General features: G+C 40.9%; 16 protein-coding genes, 13 tRNA genes and 1 rRNA gene. 27 read left to right on the plus strand and 3 right to left on the minus strand.

Annotated elements, in window-relative coordinates:
• From rrf to DVW06_RS08090, 15 genes are all read left to right on the plus strand, one after another.
• Positions 1-77, plus strand: a 5S ribosomal RNA gene (rrf, locus tag DVW06_RS17830); the annotation flags it as partial.
• An 8-nt stretch (positions 78-85) separates the two neighbouring features.
• Positions 86-159, plus strand: a tRNA-Asn gene (locus tag DVW06_RS08025).
• A 43-nt stretch (positions 160-202) separates the two neighbouring features.
• Positions 203-291 (plus strand) — tRNA-Ser (locus DVW06_RS08030).
• 10 nt (positions 292-301) lie between these two features.
• Positions 302-373: transfer RNA gene (locus tag DVW06_RS08035), tRNA-Glu, on the plus strand.
• Positions 374-393: 20 nt separating this feature from the next.
• A tRNA-Val gene (locus DVW06_RS08040) sits at positions 394-466 on the plus strand.
• A gap of 4 nt (positions 467-470) precedes the next feature.
• Positions 471-544 (plus strand) — tRNA-Asp (locus DVW06_RS08045).
• Positions 545-578: 34 nt separating this feature from the next.
• Positions 579-654, plus strand: a tRNA-Phe gene (locus DVW06_RS08050).
• Between the two features lies 1 nt (position 655).
• Positions 656-736, plus strand: a tRNA-Tyr gene (locus DVW06_RS08055).
• A 6-nt stretch (positions 737-742) separates the two neighbouring features.
• A tRNA-Trp gene (locus DVW06_RS08060) sits at positions 743-816 on the plus strand.
• A gap of 29 nt (positions 817-845) precedes the next feature.
• A tRNA-His gene (locus tag DVW06_RS08065) sits at positions 846-918 on the plus strand.
• A 10-nt stretch (positions 919-928) separates the two neighbouring features.
• A tRNA-Gln gene (locus DVW06_RS08070) sits at positions 929-1,000 on the plus strand.
• 39 nt (positions 1,001-1,039) lie between these two features.
• Positions 1,040-1,110: transfer RNA gene (locus DVW06_RS08075), tRNA-Cys, on the plus strand.
• A 26-nt stretch (positions 1,111-1,136) separates the two neighbouring features.
• A tRNA-Leu gene (locus DVW06_RS08080) sits at positions 1,137-1,220 on the plus strand.
• Positions 1,221-1,346: 126 nt separating this feature from the next.
• Positions 1,347-1,430, plus strand: a tRNA-Leu gene (locus DVW06_RS08085).
• A gap of 170 nt (positions 1,431-1,600) precedes the next feature.
• Positions 1,601-2,362: a (S)-acetoin forming diacetyl reductase gene (locus DVW06_RS08090; RefSeq protein WP_005472124.1), complete on the plus strand. Its 762-nt coding sequence runs from the start codon at positions 1,601-1,603 to the stop codon at positions 2,360-2,362.
• A 278-nt stretch (positions 2,363-2,640) separates the two neighbouring features.
• On the opposite strand, the gene DVW06_RS08095 is transcribed toward DVW06_RS08090, so the two are convergent.
• Positions 2,641-4,644, minus strand: a complete 2,004-nt coding sequence (locus tag DVW06_RS08095) for a beta-galactosidase (protein ID WP_137264549.1) — start codon at positions 4,642-4,644, stop codon at positions 2,641-2,643.
• A gap of 291 nt (positions 4,645-4,935) precedes the next feature.
• Here DVW06_RS08095 and arcA point away from each other — a divergent pair, with 291 nt between their 5' ends.
• From arcA to DVW06_RS08155, 12 genes are all read left to right on the plus strand, one after another.
• Entirely contained in the window at positions 4,936-6,159 is a 1,224-nt protein-coding gene (gene arcA, locus DVW06_RS08100) for an arginine deiminase (RefSeq protein ID WP_005472128.1), read from the plus strand.
• A gap of 370 nt (positions 6,160-6,529) precedes the next feature.
• Positions 6,530-6,841 (plus strand): hypothetical protein, encoded by a 312-nt coding sequence (locus tag DVW06_RS08105; RefSeq protein WP_117474631.1) that lies wholly within the window; start codon positions 6,530-6,532, stop codon positions 6,839-6,841.
• Positions 6,842-8,836 (plus strand): V-type ATP synthase subunit I, encoded by a 1,995-nt coding sequence (locus DVW06_RS08110; protein ID WP_029487035.1) that lies wholly within the window; start codon positions 6,842-6,844, stop codon positions 8,834-8,836.
• Positions 8,820-9,293, plus strand: a complete 474-nt coding sequence (locus DVW06_RS08115; protein WP_137264550.1) for a V-type ATP synthase subunit K — start codon at positions 8,820-8,822, stop codon at positions 9,291-9,293. Before DVW06_RS08110 ends, DVW06_RS08115 begins: the two co-directional genes overlap by 17 nt.
• A 13-nt stretch (positions 9,294-9,306) precedes the next feature.
• The gene (locus DVW06_RS08120; RefSeq protein ID WP_005472136.1) at positions 9,307-9,897 is read left to right on the plus strand and encodes a V-type ATP synthase subunit E; all 591 of its coding nucleotides are present in this window, start codon (positions 9,307-9,309) and stop codon (positions 9,895-9,897) included.
• Positions 9,898-9,909: 12 nt separating this feature from the next.
• On the plus strand, positions 9,910-10,911 hold the full coding sequence (locus DVW06_RS08125) for a V-type ATP synthase subunit C (RefSeq protein ID WP_117474628.1): 1,002 nt from the start codon (positions 9,910-9,912) through the stop codon (positions 10,909-10,911).
• Positions 10,904-11,218 carry a V-type ATP synthase subunit F gene (locus tag DVW06_RS08130; RefSeq protein WP_005472140.1) on the plus strand — a complete coding sequence of 105 codons (315 nt, stop codon included), beginning with the start codon at positions 10,904-10,906 and terminating at the stop codon, positions 11,216-11,218. The genes DVW06_RS08125 and DVW06_RS08130 overlap by 8 nt, the downstream gene beginning before the upstream one ends.
• Positions 11,219-11,249: 31 nt before the next feature.
• On the plus strand, positions 11,250-13,025 hold the full coding sequence (locus tag DVW06_RS08135; RefSeq protein ID WP_029487034.1) for a V-type ATP synthase subunit A: 1,776 nt from the start codon (positions 11,250-11,252) through the stop codon (positions 13,023-13,025).
• Complete coding sequence (locus tag DVW06_RS08140; protein WP_021151278.1) at positions 13,025-14,422, plus strand: V-type ATP synthase subunit B; 1,398 nt, start codon at positions 13,025-13,027, stop codon at positions 14,420-14,422. Before DVW06_RS08135 ends, DVW06_RS08140 begins: the two co-directional genes overlap by 1 nt.
• Positions 14,413-15,057, plus strand: a complete 645-nt coding sequence (locus tag DVW06_RS08145) for a V-type ATP synthase subunit D (protein ID WP_137264551.1) — start codon at positions 14,413-14,415, stop codon at positions 15,055-15,057. The genes DVW06_RS08140 and DVW06_RS08145 overlap by 10 nt, the downstream gene beginning before the upstream one ends.
• Before the next feature lie 331 nt (positions 15,058-15,388).
• Positions 15,389-15,562, plus strand: a complete 174-nt coding sequence (locus DVW06_RS08150) for a hypothetical protein (protein WP_005472148.1) — start codon at positions 15,389-15,391, stop codon at positions 15,560-15,562.
• Positions 15,563-15,586: 24 nt separating this feature from the next.
• Positions 15,587-16,420: a D-alanine--D-alanine ligase family protein gene (locus DVW06_RS08155; RefSeq protein WP_137264552.1), complete on the plus strand. Its 834-nt coding sequence runs from the start codon at positions 15,587-15,589 to the stop codon at positions 16,418-16,420.
• A gap of 230 nt (positions 16,421-16,650) precedes the next feature.
• On the opposite strand, the gene vanS is transcribed toward DVW06_RS08155, so the two are convergent.
• Complete coding sequence (gene vanS, locus DVW06_RS08160; protein WP_003126774.1) at positions 16,651-17,736, minus strand: vancomycin resistance histidine kinase VanS; 1,086 nt, start codon at positions 17,734-17,736, stop codon at positions 16,651-16,653.
• Complete coding sequence (gene vanR-C, locus DVW06_RS08165; RefSeq protein ID WP_003126775.1) at positions 17,726-18,421, minus strand: vancomycin resistance response regulator transcription factor VanR-C; 696 nt, start codon at positions 18,419-18,421, stop codon at positions 17,726-17,728. The genes vanS and vanR-C overlap by 11 nt, the downstream gene beginning before the upstream one ends.
• Positions 18,422-18,507: the final 86 nt, after the last annotated feature.

Raw genomic sequence — 18,507 nt, forward strand, 5'->3', positions numbered from 1 at the left:
CCGAACACAGAAGTTAAGCTTCTTAGCGCCGATTGTAGTGAAGGGTTTCCCTTTGTGAGAGTAGGACGTCGCCACGCTGTTTCATTCCGGCATAGCTCAGTTGGTAGTAGCGCATGACTGTTAATCATGATGTCGTAGGTTCGAGTCCTACTGCCGGAGTTCTCTTACAAGAGAAAAAAGGGTATTGAGCTTCTTTTAGGCTGGAGAGTTGTCCGAGAGGCCGAAGGAGCATGATTGGAAATCATGTAGATGGCTACCGCTGTCTCAAGGGTTCGAATCCCTTACTCTCCGTTATAATCTTGGTCCGTTGGTCAAGTGGTTAAGACACCGCCCTTTCACGGCGGTAACACGGGTTCGAATCCCGTACGGATCATTACAATTTAATGAACACCCGGAGGTTTAGCTCAGCTGGGAGAGCATCTGCCTTACAAGCAGAGGGTCAGCGGTTCGATCCCGTTAACCTCCATTACGGTTTGGTAGTTCAGTTGGTTAGAATGCCTGCCTGTCACGCAGGAGGTCGCGGGTTCGAGTCCCGTCCAGACCGTTTCATTATTATTGTAAATACACCATGTTATTTTGGCTCGGTAGCTCAGTTGGTAGAGCAATGGATTGAAGCTCCATGTGTCGGCAGTTCGATTCTGTCCCGCGCCACCATGGAGGAGTAGCGAAGTGGCTAAACGCGACGGACTGTAAATCCGTTCCTTCGGGTTCAGTGGTTCGAATCCACTCTCCTCCATTTTATAGGGGCATAGTTTAAAGGTAGAACAGCGGTCTCCAAAACCGTTAGTGTGGGTTCAATTCCTGCTGCCCCTGCCATTATTATTTTAAAAAGTTTTCTTATCACGGCGGGTGTGGCGAAGTGGTTAACGCACCGGATTGTGGCTCCGGCATTCGTGGGTTCGATTCCCATCACTCGCCCTTTCATTTTTGGGGTATAGCCAAGCGGTAAGGCAACGGACTTTGACTCCGTCATGCGTTGGTTCGAATCCAGCTACCCCAGTTCGATTTACATTTTTGTAAATTGCAGAAATAGTATAATGGCGGTATAGCCAAGTGGTAAGGCAGAGGTCTGCAAAACCTTCATCACCGGTTCAAATCCGGTTACCGCCTTAGTACGATACTAATATTTGCGTTATGCCGACGTGGCGGAATTGGCAGACGCGCTGGACTCAAAATCCAGTGCCCGCGAGGGCGTGCCGGTTCGACCCCGGCCGTCGGTATTATCGGTACATCATTCGTTCGTACGATTGATGTATCGATTTTTATCCTAATATTGGTTGAAGATCAACTGGTTGGATAAAAAAAGCTGTTAAAATTTAGTAAGTACTTGAGTGATCTGCAATCATGCCGACGTGGCGGAATTGGCAGACGCGCCAGACTCAAAATCTGGTGTCCGCAAGGACGTGCCGGTTCGACCCCGGCCGTCGGTATAACAATGAAGCATCAACGTAAGGAATACGTTGATGCTTTTTTTATTTAAATGTGTGCTTTCTTAAATTTTGAAAGGATTGATCTTTATCAGCAAAAAGAAAAAGTGTTGCGAATTACTGTTTTAGAAAATTTACTAGAATGCGTATTTATTTTCACTAGCTGAGAATGAATGAAAAAAGTTGCATTAGTTACCGGTGCTGGTCAAGGTATTGGCTTTGCCATAGCTAAGCGTTTGTACAAAGATGGCTTTGACGTGGCAATGGTGGATTACAATGAAAACTCTGTAAGAGCGGCAGCGAAAGAGCTTGGTGAACATGCGATTGCTATCAAAGCAGATGTTTCGAAACGGGATGAGATTTTTTCAGCAGTTGATAAAGTAATAGATGTCTATGGTGACTTATCAGTGATTGTAAATAATGCTGGGGTAGCACCGACTACACCGATAGAGTCTATTACTCCAGAACAGTTTGAAAAAGTTTATTCCGTGAATGCCGGGGGCGTATTATGGGGAACACAAGCGGCTTCTGAAGCATTTCAAAAGTTGAATCATGGTGGAAAAATCATCAATGCTTGTTCACAGGCAGGTGTTGTGGGTAATCCTAATCTCATGTTGTACAGTAGCTCAAAGTTCGCTGTTCGTGGTATGACCCAAATCGCTGCGCGAGATTTAGCTGACTATGGTATTACTGTAAATGCTTATGCACCAGGTATTGTTAAAACACCGATGATGATGGATATTGCGCATCAAGTAGGTGCTAATGCTGGTAAAGATGATGAATGGGGGATGCAAACTTTTAGTAAAGATATCGCATTGAAACGTTTATCTGAACCCGAAGATGTTTCGGCAGTTGTTTCATTTTTAGCCAGTGATGATGCCAACTATATAACTGGACAAACAATCATTGTGGATGGCGGAATGCAGTTCCAGTAATCAATAAGTTGTTGATCTAGGATTGGGCGTTCGGATAGTCCCGCAGGTTTTCAGTTGATTGAAACTCACCAAAATAGTGGCATTTTCTTGTTCAATTGTTACTGTAAGAAAAACTAAATGATAGTAGTTATGTAATTTGCTGTTTCATGCAAATCATCGAATGAATGACCCGATTAGATAGATTCTAATCGGGTCATTCATCTGTATACGAAGGAACGATCGAAAAAGTCTGAGAATGGAGTTATCACAAAGAATAGAACAAAAGATAAAGCAATTCTTTAGCCCTTGGCAAATTTGATGATTTCAACTTCCATGGGGGCGAGGGTGAGTTCACAAACTTTTCTTTTTGATAATAATGCTGTACCTTCCGATAGAAATTGTACTTGTTGTGAATCGTTTGTATGATTAAGTAGGAATAAGAAGATATGGGTTGGTCCTTGTCGAACAGTGACAGACAACTCGCTGTTTTCTTGCAAATACCTCTCAGCAACTTTTTTTAGTTTTGCATCACTAAAAATGTCGTTCAATAAGTCGGTCAACCCTTCTTGGTCTAACTCGGTTCCTAAATAATAAGCCAGTCCTTTGCCAAACCGATGTTTAGTGATAGCTGGTGAATCTTTAAGGAAATCACTCGTGAAGGTAGCCAGTGGGGTAGCACCTTGTAAGTGGATCACTTCTTCCCACTGACGATTTTCATAAAATTTATTTTTAAAATGCACTTGTTGCTGGATTTCCGGTTTTAAAGGCTGAAATTCTTCAACTATGATCCCTAATACCTCTTTAAAAAGTCCTGGATAGCCGCCAAGATAGACTTGATCGTTTTCGTTGACGATTCCGCTGAAGAAATTTGTCAAGAATGTTCCACCACTTGCTACAAATTCTTTGACTTTATTGCCGAATTCTTCTGATGAAGAGTACAAATTATACGCAATCACAAGGGGATAGCCGTCTAGTGATTCAGATGGATGAATGAAATCAACAGCAATGTTCAACGCTCTTAGAGCGGCATATAACGCCCTCATTTGGTGAATATAGCGAATATTGGTATTCGGCTTCGCATCTAGCTCAAGGGCCCACCAATTTTCCCAATCAAATACGATAGCAATATCGGCAACAAACCGGCTGCCAACGATGTCATTCAACTGTTTTAATTCATTTCCCAGAGCAGCACATTCTCGAAAGGTGCGACTTGTGTGTGGATCACCATGAGGGACTATTGCACTATGGAATTTCTCTGCCCCTCCTTGTGATTGGCGCCATTGAAAGAACATCATGCCATCGGAGCCATGAGCAAGTGCCTCATAACTCCATAAGCGCATTTGACCGGGTTTTTTGACGCCGTTTACTTGGCGCCAGTTGACCGCACTTGGGGCTTGTTCCATGATCAAAAAAGGTTTCTTTTTTAAACTTCGCATGAGATCATTGGCTAAGAATTGGGGATAGGGCAGAGATTCAAACGGATTAGGATAGGCATTCCAGCTAACGACATCCATTTCAGAAGCCCATTTGAAGCCATCGACATATTTATGAAGACCCATCAAATTCGTCATGAATGGGATGTTTGACGAGAATGTTTGAATTGCCTTTTTCTCGATCTGATAAATTTCCAGATTCATATCAGAAATGAAGCGACGATAATCAAGCTGTTGACAAGGATTCTTAAAAGTCGGCATTTCTTCTGGTAGGAAAATCTCATCCCATTCTTGATAGGTTTGGCTCCAAAATTTTGTTGACCAAGCCGTATTCAATGCTTCAATTGTTTGGTATTTTTTTTCTAGCCAATTTTGGAAACTGGCACGACAGTTTGGGCAATAACATTCATGGATGTGACAAGTATATTCATTATTGATATGCCACATCACAACTCCCGGATGTTGGCTGTATCGTTTGGCAACAGCTTCACTGAGCCGACGGGCATATTCCCGATAAATCGGTGAAGTCGGGCAATAGTGCTGGCGAGAACCATGTACCAACCGATTGCCATAAATGGTCATCGGCATCATTTCAGGATATTTTTTGACTAACCATGCAGGGGGCGAAGCTGTTCCATTGGCTAAATCGATAGCAATATTGTTTTCATAAAGGAGATCCATCAGCCAATCCAAAAAAGTGAAATCAAATGTTGATTCATTTGGTTGAATGTTTACCCAACCAAAAATATTGATGCTGACATAATTGACTCCAACTTCTCTCATTAAGCGCATGTCTTCCTTTATCGTTTCTTGTGACCACTGTTCAGGATTGTAATCTGCGCCGTAATAAATTTGTTTTTGATCAACCATCTGTTAAACTTCCTTTCTCGTAGTAAGACATATTTGTTTCAATCATAACAAAAAAAGTAAAAGCTGAAAGCGTTGGCAAAAAGGTGCATGAAATAATACAAATATCTGTAAAATGTTCAAACCGATCTCAATACACGAGAACCATATTACTTGCTGTTTTTTTATTTTCAACCTACAATTAAATATAATTGATAACACTCAATTCTTAATGAAGCTGTATTATTATTAGATGTTCTTTTATATTTATGCACATCTTCAGCATTTTGAAATGAGCGAAAGGAATGGTTGGATATGTCAAAACCTATACAAATATTTTCAGAAATTGAACCGTTAAAACGGGTGATGCTCCATCGTCCTGGTGCAGAACTTGAAAACTTGATGCCGGATTATTTAGAAGACTTGTTGTTTGACGATATTCCATTTTTGGCACAAGCCCAACAAGAACATGATTTTTTTGCAAAAGTTTTAGTGGAGAATGGCTGTGAAGTGGTTTATTTAGAAGACCTGGCTGCTGAAACATTACAGCTTTCAGGATGTAAGGAAGCTTTCTTGGATGATTATTTGCAAGAGACGAAAATTCAAGATCAAGATGTATTAAATGAAGTCAGAGACTATTTTCTTTCGATTAAAGACGAACGAGCGTTTATTGATCAAACGATGGCGGGGTTAAAAAAACAGGATCTTTCCATATCGAAGACTGCAAGTTTCTCAGCAATGCGGGAAAATGATTATCCATTTATTATTGATCCGATGCCAAACCTTTATTTTACAAGAGATCCGTTTGCTATTATAGGACATAGCATTTCTCTTAACCGGATGTTTTCCGAAACTCGTCGAAGAGAAACGCTTTATGGACAGTACATTTTCAAGCACCATCCGCAGTTCGCCAAGCCATCGGTCAATTTCTTGTATGATCGAGAAGAACCTGCACGTATCGAAGGTGGGGATCAGCTTGTTTTGTCCCAGCATGTATTAGCGATCGGTATTTCTCAGCGTACAGAAGTGCACTCTATCGAAAAAATTGCTGAAAACATTTTTTCAATGGAACCGTCATTTGAACATATTTTAGCATTTGATATTGGTTCTGAACGGAAATTTATGCATCTGGACACAGTCTTTACCATGATTGATAAAGACAAGTTTACGATTCATCCTGAAATAGAAGGTGAACTAACCTTGTTCTCTATTACAAAGCAAGGACAAGAAATCAAAGTAGTTGAAGAAAAAGATACGTTAGATCACATTTTATGCCGTTATTTGGACTTGCCGGCAGTCGAGTTGATTCGTTGTGGCGGCGACGATATCACGGCAGCTGCCAGAGAGCAATGGAACGATGGATCAAACACATTAGCCATCGCGCCTGGCGAAGTGATCGTCTATGACCGGAATACTATTACGAACCAACTTTTAGCAGAGGCCGGTATTAAATTACATCAAATTCCAGGTAGTGAATTAGTAAGGGGCCGTGGCGGTCCCCGCTGCATGAGCATGCCGTTTATTCGTACAGCTGATTGATAGAATGACTAGCTGATTTAAGTGTTTTTTTATCAGCAAAAAACAGGTGGCATCACAAATTAGGACGTTTAAAAAAGATGAGAGGAAGTCATTTTTCTTTCATCTTTTTTTTATTTGATTAAAAAACCTCCATTATAATGAAAGGGATTACTTTTCGTGAAATTGTGCAAAAAATTTAAATTTTATATGTAATGATTGTAAAAAAACAGATGAAACCTTGTTATACTACAAAATATATGTTACGGTTATATTAGTGACGCGGGTAAGTGTGAGTAGATGACACTTATTAAATTTTAACACCATACGAACAGCGATCGCTTGATTCGTAATGGTTTTTTTTCGCGAAAAAAAGTAGAAAGTAGGTGAGAGAATGTCTGTAGATGCCATTCGTTTGCTGCAAGAAGCAGAAGACTTTGCAGAACAAAAAAACACGAAAGCGGAAGCTAAAAAAAAACAACTGATCCATGAAAGTCAAACAAGAATTTCAGCATTCCAGAAAGAATTGGTACAAAAAGAACGTGAAGCACAACGAATGATTGAAGAAAAAGTTGCAACGGAATTTGAGCAATCAAAACAACCCCTTGTGACAAAAACAAAAGAGGAAGTTGAGACATTGCGCACGATTTCAGCTGAGTTGAGAGAACAAGCATTGGCAATAATAATAAATAAGGTTGTGACATAGATGGCGATTGCAAAAATGCAAAAATTCAGCCTGTTAACCTTTTACGAACAAAAAGATGCCGTTTTACAGCAGTTACAAGACTTTCAAGGTGTCGAATTGCTTTCTTCTGAAATGTATTACGAGTCAGAGGAAACCACAGGCGTGTTAACACCCGTTCGTGATGAACAGAAACAGACTGAAGAAGTAGAAAACCAATTTGATCAAGTAAATTGGGGCCTGCAATTATTAGAGGAATATGTTCCAAAAAAAGGAATGCTGGAAAAACTTCGGCAACCAATCAAGCGCTACACACTTCACGAATTAGCGCAAGCCGCTCATACTTATCCTTGGCAAGAAGTTTGTCAAACACTTCGAAAACAAGACAAACGTTTACGATTGATCGAACAAGAAAAACGAGAGCTTTTGGCTCAAGAAGCAGAACTGAATAGATGGAAATACTTTGAAGACCGTCCTCAGATTTTGAATGAATTAAAAAAATCAGGTGGCCTATTAGGTTCGCTCCCAAATTCAGAATTTGCGGCTTTCACAAAGGGTTGCGAAAAACTGCCACTCGTTTATTTTGAAACAGTTTATCAATCACAAACGACTACATACTTATTCGTTCTTTTCCATAAAGATGTTAAAGATAAAGTAAGTTCCCTTTTAAAAAAGACTGCATTCGAGCAGTATACCTATCCCTATTCAGGTCTGCCAAAAGATGACCTGCAACATGTAAAAGAAAAATCCCACGCATTGATTGAGGAAGAAAAATCAATCAAACACTCCTTACGTGCAATGAGCGAAGAGCAGGGACAATTGCGTCTCGTAGCAGAGTATTTAGATGGCGCGATCAAACGAGCTCAGAGTAATGAAAAGTTGCTTCGTTCGGCTCATGCCGTAGCTATTTCAGGCTGGATCCCTGTTGAGCAAGCAGCAGAACTGGAGAAAAGGATCCAACAGGCCAGCAAAGATGCTTTTTATCTTGAATACCAACAAGTGAAAGAACAAGAAATCGAGGATGTTCCGATTTTGTTGAATAATTCGCGGTGGATACAACCCTTTGAAGGGTTAGTGCGGATGTATAGTTTGCCCCAGTATGATGAATTAGATCCTACACCGTTTATGGCGCCATTTTATATGGTTGCATTTGGAATGATGGTTGCAGATTTTGGCTATGGATTATTACTGTTTTTGGCAACATTCTTGGGCAAAAAATTCTTTCATTTAAGTAAAGGATTGGAACAAAATTTGACGCTGTTTCAGCTTTGTTCGATTCCCACGATTATTTGGGGCTTGATTTATGGTAATTTCTTTGGCTTTGAATTGTCATTCCAATTGTTATCAGCCCAAGAAGATGTCAATCAGATTTTGGTCTTGTCGATCATTTTCGGATATATCCAAATCATGTTTGGATTAGCTTTGAAGTTTTATGTCCTTTGGAAACGAAAAGATCAGAAGCTACAGGCTGTTTTTCAGGCTGGATCTTGGATGGTCTTTTTGATCAGTGTTGTTCTATTGGCAGCAGGAATGTTGCTGTTGCCTGATTCGCCTTTACAAACCATTGGTTTTATCATGATTATCGCTAGCTTAGGGGCAGTTGTATTTGGCGGTAGTTTAGAAGGCAAAACACTAGCTGGTAAAATCGGCTCAGGACTATATGGATTAATGGATGTTACGAATTACGTAGGGGATATGATCAGCTTCACACGACTCATGGCATTAGGAGTCGCAGGAGGCAGTATCGCATCCGCATTCAATTTGATCATCAGTTATTTACCAATAGCTGCGCGTTTCACAGTCGGTATTTTGCTTTTTGTGGCGCTGCATGCATTAAATATCTTTTTAAGCTATTTAAGTGCGTATGTTCATGGTATTCGTTTACAGTATTTAGAATATTTCGGAAAATTTTTCACCGGTGGGGGACGAGCATTTGTACCTTTCAAAACCGATGAAAAATACGTAGAAGTTATCTCAGAAGAGAAAATGCAGGAGGAAAAGAATGGAAAATTGGATTAGTTTCTTTTATGAAAATGGTGGGTTGGTTTTTGCCGCATTAGGTGTAGCTACAGCGACAATTTGTGGTGGGATCGGTTCAACGATCGGGGTCGGTATGACCAGTGAAGTCGCTGCAGGATTGACTGCAGAGCAACCAGAAAAATTTGGACAGGCCTTGATCTTGGAACTGTTGTCAAGTACCCAAGGACTATACGGTTTCGTTATATCATTCATGATTTTTGGTCAAATGAGCGGAACGATCTCCCTTGATAGAGGAATGTACCTATTTATCGCTTCTTTACCTATTGCGTTGACAGCAATCGTTGCCGGAAGATGGCAAGGACGTGCTGCAAGTGCCGCTATGCAGATTTTAGCCAAGAAACCGGAGCACGTAACAAAAGGGATCATTTATGTAGCGATGATGGAAACGTATTGTATCTTAGGTTTCGTTATTTCCTTCTTGCTAGTTTTAAATTAAGAGGGGGAGAAAGATGTCTGATATTACGCGATTAACCGAAAAAATCACAGCAGATGCTGAAAAGAAGTATCAGTTGGTCCTTAATGATGCACAAGTAGAAATTGAAAAACAGGAGCGTCTCAAACGTTCTCAACTAGAAGAACAACTTTCTGATCGTTTGGCCCAATTTGAAAAAGAAAAACGGGCAGAAATGTATTTGCAGATTTCCGATATTCACATTCAGTCTCGCAATAAAGTGCTTGCCGCGAAGCAATCCGTTTTGGAAGAATTGTTTAGTGAGGCACTTGAGCGCTTGAACCAAATGGAAGCCGCTGATTTTCAAGCATTCGTCACAAAAGGAGTACAAGAAGCACAGGTTTTTGGTGAAGTTGAATTGGTATTGGGAGAAAAAAGTGCGCATCTGCTGACAGAAGGTTCATTGAAAGAGATTCAACAAACGATTCCTGAATGTCGACTAACAGTTGCAAAACAAGTTTTGCCGCGAAAAGGCGGATTTTTACTGCGCCGAGGCGATATTGAGCTGAACTTTACGTTTGATGCGTTGTTGGATGCCAGCAAAGAAGAGTTGAGTCATACATTACTGCAATTGATTTTTGAACAGTAAGCGGGTGTAAAAATGGAAGATATCAAATACAACACGCTGAATACACGAATACGAACCTATGAAGCGGAATTGATCAGTCGCAGCCGTTACGAACGTATGCTTTCTGCCAACAGTGCCGAAGAAGTTTATGCTCTTTTGCGAGAAACCGTTTATGGTGATTTTATCAATGAAGAAGATCGAGTCCATGATTTTGAACAAGTATTGACCGCAGAATTAAAACGAGTATATGAAAACTTGTATCAGCTAACACCTGATCGTTCTGTGGTGGATTATTTTGCCCTTCGCTATGATTATCAAAATCTGAAGGTGTTAGTAAAAGCTAAATTCATGAAACAAGACTTTTCTGAATTTTTGGTACCGATCGGAACCATGCCTTTAAATGAATTGAAAGATTTGGTCAACACAAGAAAAAGTGCGCACGCAGAGCAGCCAATGATTGCTTGTATCGATGAAGTATTTTCCTATATCGAAAATTATCATGAGATTCAATCCGTAGATATCATTTTTGACAATCATTTTTGGGAACATCTTTGGTCAATTGGTAAGCGATATGATGATCCGTTTTTACAAGGAATCATTCAACGGCAAGTAGATATTTTTAATATTTCGACAGCACTACGTAGTTACGCCATGAAGCGTCATCGAGGCTTTATCAGCGCTGTTCTAGCAGATAATGGGACTCTCCCTGCAAAAGAGCTGTTGGAAGCAATCACGACGTCTTTGGAAGCTTTTGTCCAGTATCTGCAAAATACACCTTACAAACATTTGATCAATCACAGCTATGAAGAACTGCTTGAGAAGAAGACCCTTAATACGTTTGATCTGCGAAAAGATAACTTTTTGATGGGAAAATTGAAAGAACAAAAAATCGTGCCATTCGGTCCAGCTGCGATGATCGGTTACTTGTATGCAAAAGAAATCGAAAGTAAAAATTTACGGATTATTTTGATTGGAAAAATCAATAAAGTGCCGGAAGAGATATTAAGAAGTCGGGTGCGTGATACGTATGAATAAAAAAATAGCAATGATGGGTGGCAAAAACTCAATTTTGCCCTTCAAAGGTCTAGGAATCGATATCTATCCTGTAGATGATCTTGAAGAAGCCGCACAACAGCTGCAGGAAATGGCAGAAGACTATGGGGTGATCTTCTTGACCGAGCGATTGATTGAACAGTTGGAGTCAATCATTCGACAATACGAAGAACTACCCACGCCAGCCATCATCCCCATCCCCAGCAGTACAGGGAGTCTAGGGATCGGAATGGCACGGATCCAGCAGAATGTCGAGAAAGCTGTTGGAATGAATATATTAGATTCTTAAAAGAGAAGTACGGCAACTAGGAGGAATGCATGTGGCATTTGGCACAATAGAAAAAGTATCTGGTCCCTTGGTCACGGCCTCAGGTTTATCAGGAGCTAAGATCCATGAAATCTGTAAAGTCAGTGAAAAAGGCTTGATTGGAGAAATCATCGAGATCAAGAAAGGTCTCGTGTCGATCCAAGTATATGAAGAAACAGCAGGAATTGGACCGGGCGAACCCGTTGAATCAACAGGGGCTCCGTTATCGGTTGAATTAGCCCCTGGCTTGTTGACAGAAATGTTTGATGGTATTCAACGTCCATTAGATACCTTTATGAATCAAACAGAGAGTGATTTTTTGGAACGGGGTGTGACCATTGACCCGCTAAATCGTCAAAAAAAATGGACGTTCATGCCGCAAGTAAAAGTAAGGGACAACGTACAAGCTGGAGACATTCTAGGACTTGTTCAAGAAACAACAGCCATTGAACACAAAGTGATGGTTCCGCCAGGTGTGAAAGGCACTGTAAAGGAAATCATGGTAGGTAATTATGCTATTACTGAACCGATTTGTCTTTTAGAAACGGCAGAAGGCGAACAACGCTTGACTATGATGCAAAAATGGCCTGTCCGTAAGCCTAGACCGACTGCAGCAAAGTTAAATCCGGGTGAACCATTAGTCACTGGTCAACGGGTGATCGATACCTTCTTTCCGGTAGCTAAAGGTGGATCGGCAGCTGTGCCGGGACCTTTTGGTGCAGGAAAAACCGTTGTTCAGCATCAAATCGCGAAATGGTCGGATGTCGACATCGTTGTGTATGTTGGTTGTGGCGAACGCGGCAATGAAATGAAAGATGTTATCAATGAATTTCCAGAATTGATCGATCCTCACACGGGTGAATCGATCATGGAACGAACCGTTTTGATTGCCAATACTTCAAATATGCCAGTTGCAGCTCGTGAAGCTTCGATCTATACAGGAATCACTATTGCTGAATATTATCGGGATATGGGATACAGTGTAGCGATCATGGCAGATTCGACTTCACGATGGGCCGAAGCATTACGAGAAATGAGCGGTCGTTTACAAGAAATTCCTGGAGATGAAGGATATCCAGCCTATTTAGGCAGCCGGATCGCGGAATACTATGAGCGTGCTGGTCGGTTCCGTTCGTTGGGATCGGAGCCTCGAGAGGGCAGTATTACAGCTATTGGTGCTGTTTCGCCAGCTGGAGGGGATATCTCAGAACCAGTTACTCAAAACACGTTGCGGATCGTGAAAGTTTTCTGGGCATTAGACAGTATGTTGGCACAAAAGCGGCATTTTCCTTCTATTAATTGGCTGAACTCCTATTCTTTGTATGAAGATCAAATCAATTCTTATTTAGATCAGTTGATGGGACCTCGCTGGTCGGAGATGGTCAATGAAGCAATGGCGATCTTGCAAGAAGAAAGCCGCTTAGAAGAGATCGTTCAGCTAGTGGGAATGGATTCTCTCTCACAGAAAGATCGTTTGACGATGATGACGGCTCGTTCTTTACGTCAAGATTATCTGCAGCAGAATGCTTTTGATGACGTGGACACCTATACGTCAAGAAATAAGCAATTTAAAATGCTAGAAAATATTTTATATTTTGATGAACAAGCAAAACGGGCCTTGCAGCTAGGGGCGTATCTGGATGACATAACCAAAGGTACCATCGATCTGCGAGAACGGATTGCCCGCAGTAAATATATTCCTGAAGAAGAACTAACACGTTTAGATGCAATCAAACAGGACACGAAAGCATTATTACAAAAAATCGTAGAGACTGGAGGAATTCATTAATGCTAAAAGAATATCGAACAGTCTCGGAAATCGCTGGTCCTTTGATGGTGGTAGAAAATGTCAAAAGCGTCAAATTTGACGAACTTGTCCAAGTGCGAATGGACAGTGGCGAGGTTCGTCAAGGGCAGGTTTTAGAAGTCAGCGATGATTATGCCGTTGTACAGATTTTTGAAGGCACTAGTAACCTGAGTGCAGAAGAGAGTAAAGCCCGCTTTTTAGGAACGGGTTTAACGCTTGGTGTATCGCCAGACATGATGGGGCGTGTCTTTGATGGACTAGGTAAGCCTAAAGATGATGGACCGCAGATCATTCCAGAAAAACGAATTGACGTCAATGGTGAAGCCATCAATCCAATGGCCAGAGATTTTCCAGATGAGTTCATTCAAACGGGGATCTCAACGATCGATCACTTGAATACGTTGGTCCGTGGTCAAAAACTGCCGATCTTTTCTGCGTCAGGATTGCCTCATAAGGAAATTGCAGCACAGATCGCCCGTCAAGCGACTGTGCCAAGTCAAGAAGGTAACTTTGCCATCGTTTTTGCGGCGATCGGCATTCCTTTCGAAGAAGCTGAATTCTTTGTAGAAGAGTTTCGCAAAACCGGTGCATTGGATCGCTCGGTATTGTTCATGAACTTAGCCAATGATCCAGCCATTGAGCGGATTGCTACACCGAAAATGGCATTAACAGCAGCCGAGTACTTAGCTTTTGAAAAAGGAATGCATGTATTAGTTATCATGACCGACATGACAAACTATTGTGAAGCGCTGCGGGAAATTTCAGCTGCTCGCCGAGAAGTTCCTGGCAGACGCGGTTACCCTGGTTATTTGTACACCAACTTAGCGACTCTTTATGAACGGGCAGGACGTTTGATGGATAAAGAAGGATCCGTCACTCAAATTCCGATCTTGACGATGCCGGATGGAGATAAGACCCACCCAATACCCGATCTAACCGGCTATATCACGGAGGGACAGATTATCCTTTCCCGTGATCTTTACAAGAGAAACATCAATCCGCCAGTGGATATTCTACCTAGTTTGTCCCGACTGAAAGATAAAGGAACCGGAGAAGGCAAGACTCGGCGGGATCATGCGGCGACGATGAACCAAATCTACGCGGCATATTCTGATGGGAAGGCTGCCAAAGAACTGTCGATCGTATTAGGGGAATCCGCACTTTCAGATATTGATAAGAAATTTGCTCGTTTTGCGGATCTTTTTGAAAAAGAATACGTAAATCAGGGATTTGATACCAACCGAACGATTGAAGAAACATTGGACATTGGCTGGAAATTGCTCGCTACATTACCGAAGCAAGAATTGAGCCGAATCAAAGAAGAATTTATTGAAGCCTATCTTCCTACTGGGGAGGATGTGAATCCTTCATGGCAATAATGAATGTCAATCCGACTCGGATGGAATTGAGTCGGCTTCGCAAACGCTTGACGACGGCAACTCGGGGGCATAAGTTATTGAAAGATAAACGAGATGAGTTGGTTCGCCAATTCATTCAGTTAGTCAAAAAAAATCAAAAATTGCGCCAACAAATGGAATCAGCGTTACAAGCTGGAATGGAAGAGTATGTTTTGGCATCTAGTAGTATTCCTGATGTGATCTTGCAAGAAGCTTTTATGATTCCTTTGAACAAAGTGACGTTAGATGTTCAAAGCCGCACGGTGATGAACATGGAGGTACCGGTACTCAATCCTGTTTATGAAGAAGAAAGTTCGGATGATGATTTTTCATATGGTTTTGTTAGTACGACAAGTGAGTTGGATCTTTCTCTGTCCCATCTGGATCAGATTTTGCCAGTCATGCTGCAATTAGCTGAAATTGAAAAAACTTGTCAGCTGATGGCAAATGAAATCGAACGGACTCGTCGGCGAGTCAATGCACTAGAATACATGACAATTCCGAAGTTGACAGAAACCATCCAATACATTGAGAGCAACTTAGCAGAGGATGAACGAGCAACATTGACACGCTTGATGAAAGTGACGGATATCATTGCCGAAAATGAAACGCGCTAGACACAATGAGAATTCACCCTTTTTTCAACTATTTTCTGTCATAAACAGTAAGATTTTTTAGTTGAGAAGTCAGTAAAACTGGTTTGTTTTTTCTTTGGGAATAACATAAGCTTACGGCAGCTATTTTCAGTATAAATCTGAAAATAGCTGCCGTGTTTGTGTTATTCGTTTGTAAAGCGAATAGCTAATGATTTCTGCAATGTGAAAGAGGAGGCTTATTTCGAACAGAATAGGTTGCTATGGAAAGAATAGCGAGAAATTTTTCTTCATGATAAAATGAATGCTAGCTATTTCTAAACCAAAACAAAAAGTAAAAGAAGGGATAGGTATCATGAATATTGTGGTATTAGCAGGCGGTCTCAGTCATGAAAGAGATGTATCATTGTCTTCCGGAGGCCAAATCGCCATGGCTCTTGAGGAAAGAGGTCACCGAGCATTATTGTTGGATTTATATCAAGGAAATAACGAGAAGACATTTGAATCCGCTTACTCGATTCAAAAATAAGAAGAGAATCCTTATGATTATTTTGTGGATAAGAATGAACCAGATATTGAGAAACTTATCCAAAAGAATAGCAACCAGAAAAATTTGATTGGAAAGAACGTAGTAGAACTCTGTCTGAATGCTGATTCTTGTTTTATCGCATTGCATGGGGGTATTGGAGAGAACGGAAAACTACAGGCTTTCTTTGATATTTATGGTATTCGCTACTCTGGTTCTCATTACAAAGGCAGTTTATTGGCAATGGATAAAGATATAGCTAAACAACTAATGAAACTGAATGACATCCCCACGCCAAAGTGGCAAATCTGGGAGCAAGGACAAGAAGTGTATTATTCTACACCTTGTGTTGTTAAGCCAATCGATAATGGGTCAAGCATCGGAGTTGAAATCGTTGAAAATAAAGAACAATTTTTTAAGGCCTTAAAAAAAGCTGAAAAATACAACAGTAAAGTGATGATTGAGCAGAAGATAGAAGGGAGAGAATTCTCTGTAGGCGTACTTGGCGATAATGTTCTGCCAGCGATCGAAATAATTCCCCAACAAGGATTTTATAATTATGAAAATAAATATCAAAAAGGAGCAACAGAAGAAATAACGCCAGCTGACATTTCGAGTGATTTGGCGACGCGATTGAGTGAAATGACCGTATTAGTGAACAAAGTTTTGGGCTTATCAATTTATTCCAGAGTAGATTATATCGTTACCAAAGAGCTTGATATTTACTGTATTGAAGCCAATAGTTTACCGGGGATGACGCCAACCAGTTTATTACCACAAGAAGCTGAAGCCATAGGAATTTCTTTTTCAGAATTATGTGAGACAATTGTTGAACTATCACTTGAAAGCTGGTACAAATAGTCAGGATGTCAGCGATTGATTGAAGGCTCCATTAAAAAACTGTGACAAAAGGTTCAGCTACACTAAGTTCTTCGAAGCATAATCACTGGATAATGGTATCTCTGATACATTTTTCCTTTGGACCTATAGCCCGCAGAAGTATGCTTTTCGGATATTTCGTTTGTTGAAAGAGTGATATCACAGTTTTTTATATGAAAGTTGATACTAGAGATTTTTTAAATCAAGAGACGTCAGTTGTTGGCAGGTTTTGGCAAGCGAACGTTGAAAATGATGGTTTCGTCTTTGCTTTCTGCCGAGATATCCCCGCCAGATGCTAACAGAATCTCTTTTGCAATCGGAAGACCAAGACCAGTTCCGCCTGTGGCTGTAGCTCGGGAAGAATCCATGCGATAGAAAGGTTCAAAGAGACGTCCGATCATCTCTTCTGGAATTGTTTTTCCACGATTCGTCAGACGAATGTGAATACTGTCTGATTCGACCAATTCAAGAAGTAAAGGCGAATCTGGATAGCTGTAGTTGATGGCATTGCGAATGAGATTATCAAAGACACGAGCTATTTTTTCGGTGTCTACTGTTGCAAGAACATTTTTTTGTAAGTTGAGTTGCCAATTTAGATTCTTTTCTTCCAAGAGAGGTAAAAACTCAAAGGTCAGCTGTTCAAGCATTAAACTTAAATCAGTCGTTTCTGTCTGCAAAACGATCGTGGTCAAATTGAAGCGTGTGATCTCGAAGAATTCACTGATCAATAGTTCCAGCCGTTGGGCTTTTTGTAAAGCAATCTCCGTGTAACGATTCCGCATCGCATTGGATAATTGTGGTTCTTCTTTTAGAAGAGTCAGATAACCTATGACACTTGTCAGAGGCGTCCGCAAATCGTGGGCGAGATAAACGATCAAATCATTTTTCCGCTGTTCTGCTTCTTTAGCGGCACGTTGATCTTGCAGACTTTTCTCCCGCAGTTGATTCATTTCCTCTTGAACATCAATCAGATGGCTCGATAAAGTGATGCGTTTGGATGGTTCTTCTATCAGTTGAGTCGTGGCTTGGATCGTTTCATTCAAATAACCGATGGCTTTGGTCATATAGTAAATGGTGGTACCAAACCATATCAGTAAAGCGCCAATCGCAACACAAAACAACCAGCGATCCGCAAAAAAACGTAAGATATAGTAGATAGGTTCCGTTCCATACCAAGTCCGGGTTCCGGCAATAAAGCGAATGACTAATGGAATCATTACAAGGAATGCCAGCAAGATTCCAGTGGTGACGAAGTATTGGGTCAAGAGCTTTCGGATCAAAGGATTTCTATTTTTCAATGATATAGCCGACCCCCCATACGGTTTTGATTAATTTAGGTTTACGAGGTTCTTCATGCAATTTTTCTCTTAAACGAGCAATGTGTGCCATGACAGTATTATTGTTATCTAAATATTTTTCTTTCCAAACCGCTTCGAAAAGTGTTTCGGAAGAGACGACGGATCCTTGGTGCTCAAATAAATAAAGCAATATTTTGAACTCAATGGGAGTCAGGAAAACTTCTTTGCCGTAGAGAATGCATTGATGACTGTTGATTTTGAGTATCAAGCCGTCTTTTTCATATTCTTCTACTGTTGGAGAAGCAGTGGAATGATTGTATCGCTGGTAGCGCCGCAATTGGGTTTTTACCCGAGCCACAACTTCTAAAGGATTAAAAGGTTTGGTGACATAGTCATCCGCTCCCAAACTCAATCCAGTGATTTTGTCTAGATCCTCTCCCTTGGCAGTCAGCATCAACACTGGGAAAAAATGGGTCTTGCGGATCTGCTGTAACAGTTGAAAACCATCAATGTCCGGCAACATGACATCTAAAACGGCCAAATCAATGGCTTCTTTTTCAATATAGGCGATGGCACTAGTACCATCATAAAACGGCTGCACACTAAATCCTTCGTTTTGCAAAAAGGTCGTGACTAAGTCCGCAATTTCTTTTTCATCATCAACAACGACTATTTTTTCTGACATACTCTCTCACTCCACCTAAACATAGTTTCGGATTCTCACATTTCCATACCCCCATCATACCTTACCTGGTAAACTTATGCATCGTT

Origin of the sequence: Enterococcus sp. ARL09-542, assembly GCF_005234805.1 — a bacterium.
In the GTDB taxonomy this organism is placed as follows: Bacteria; Bacillota; Bacilli; order Lactobacillales; family Enterococcaceae; genus Enterococcus_D; species Enterococcus_D gallinarum.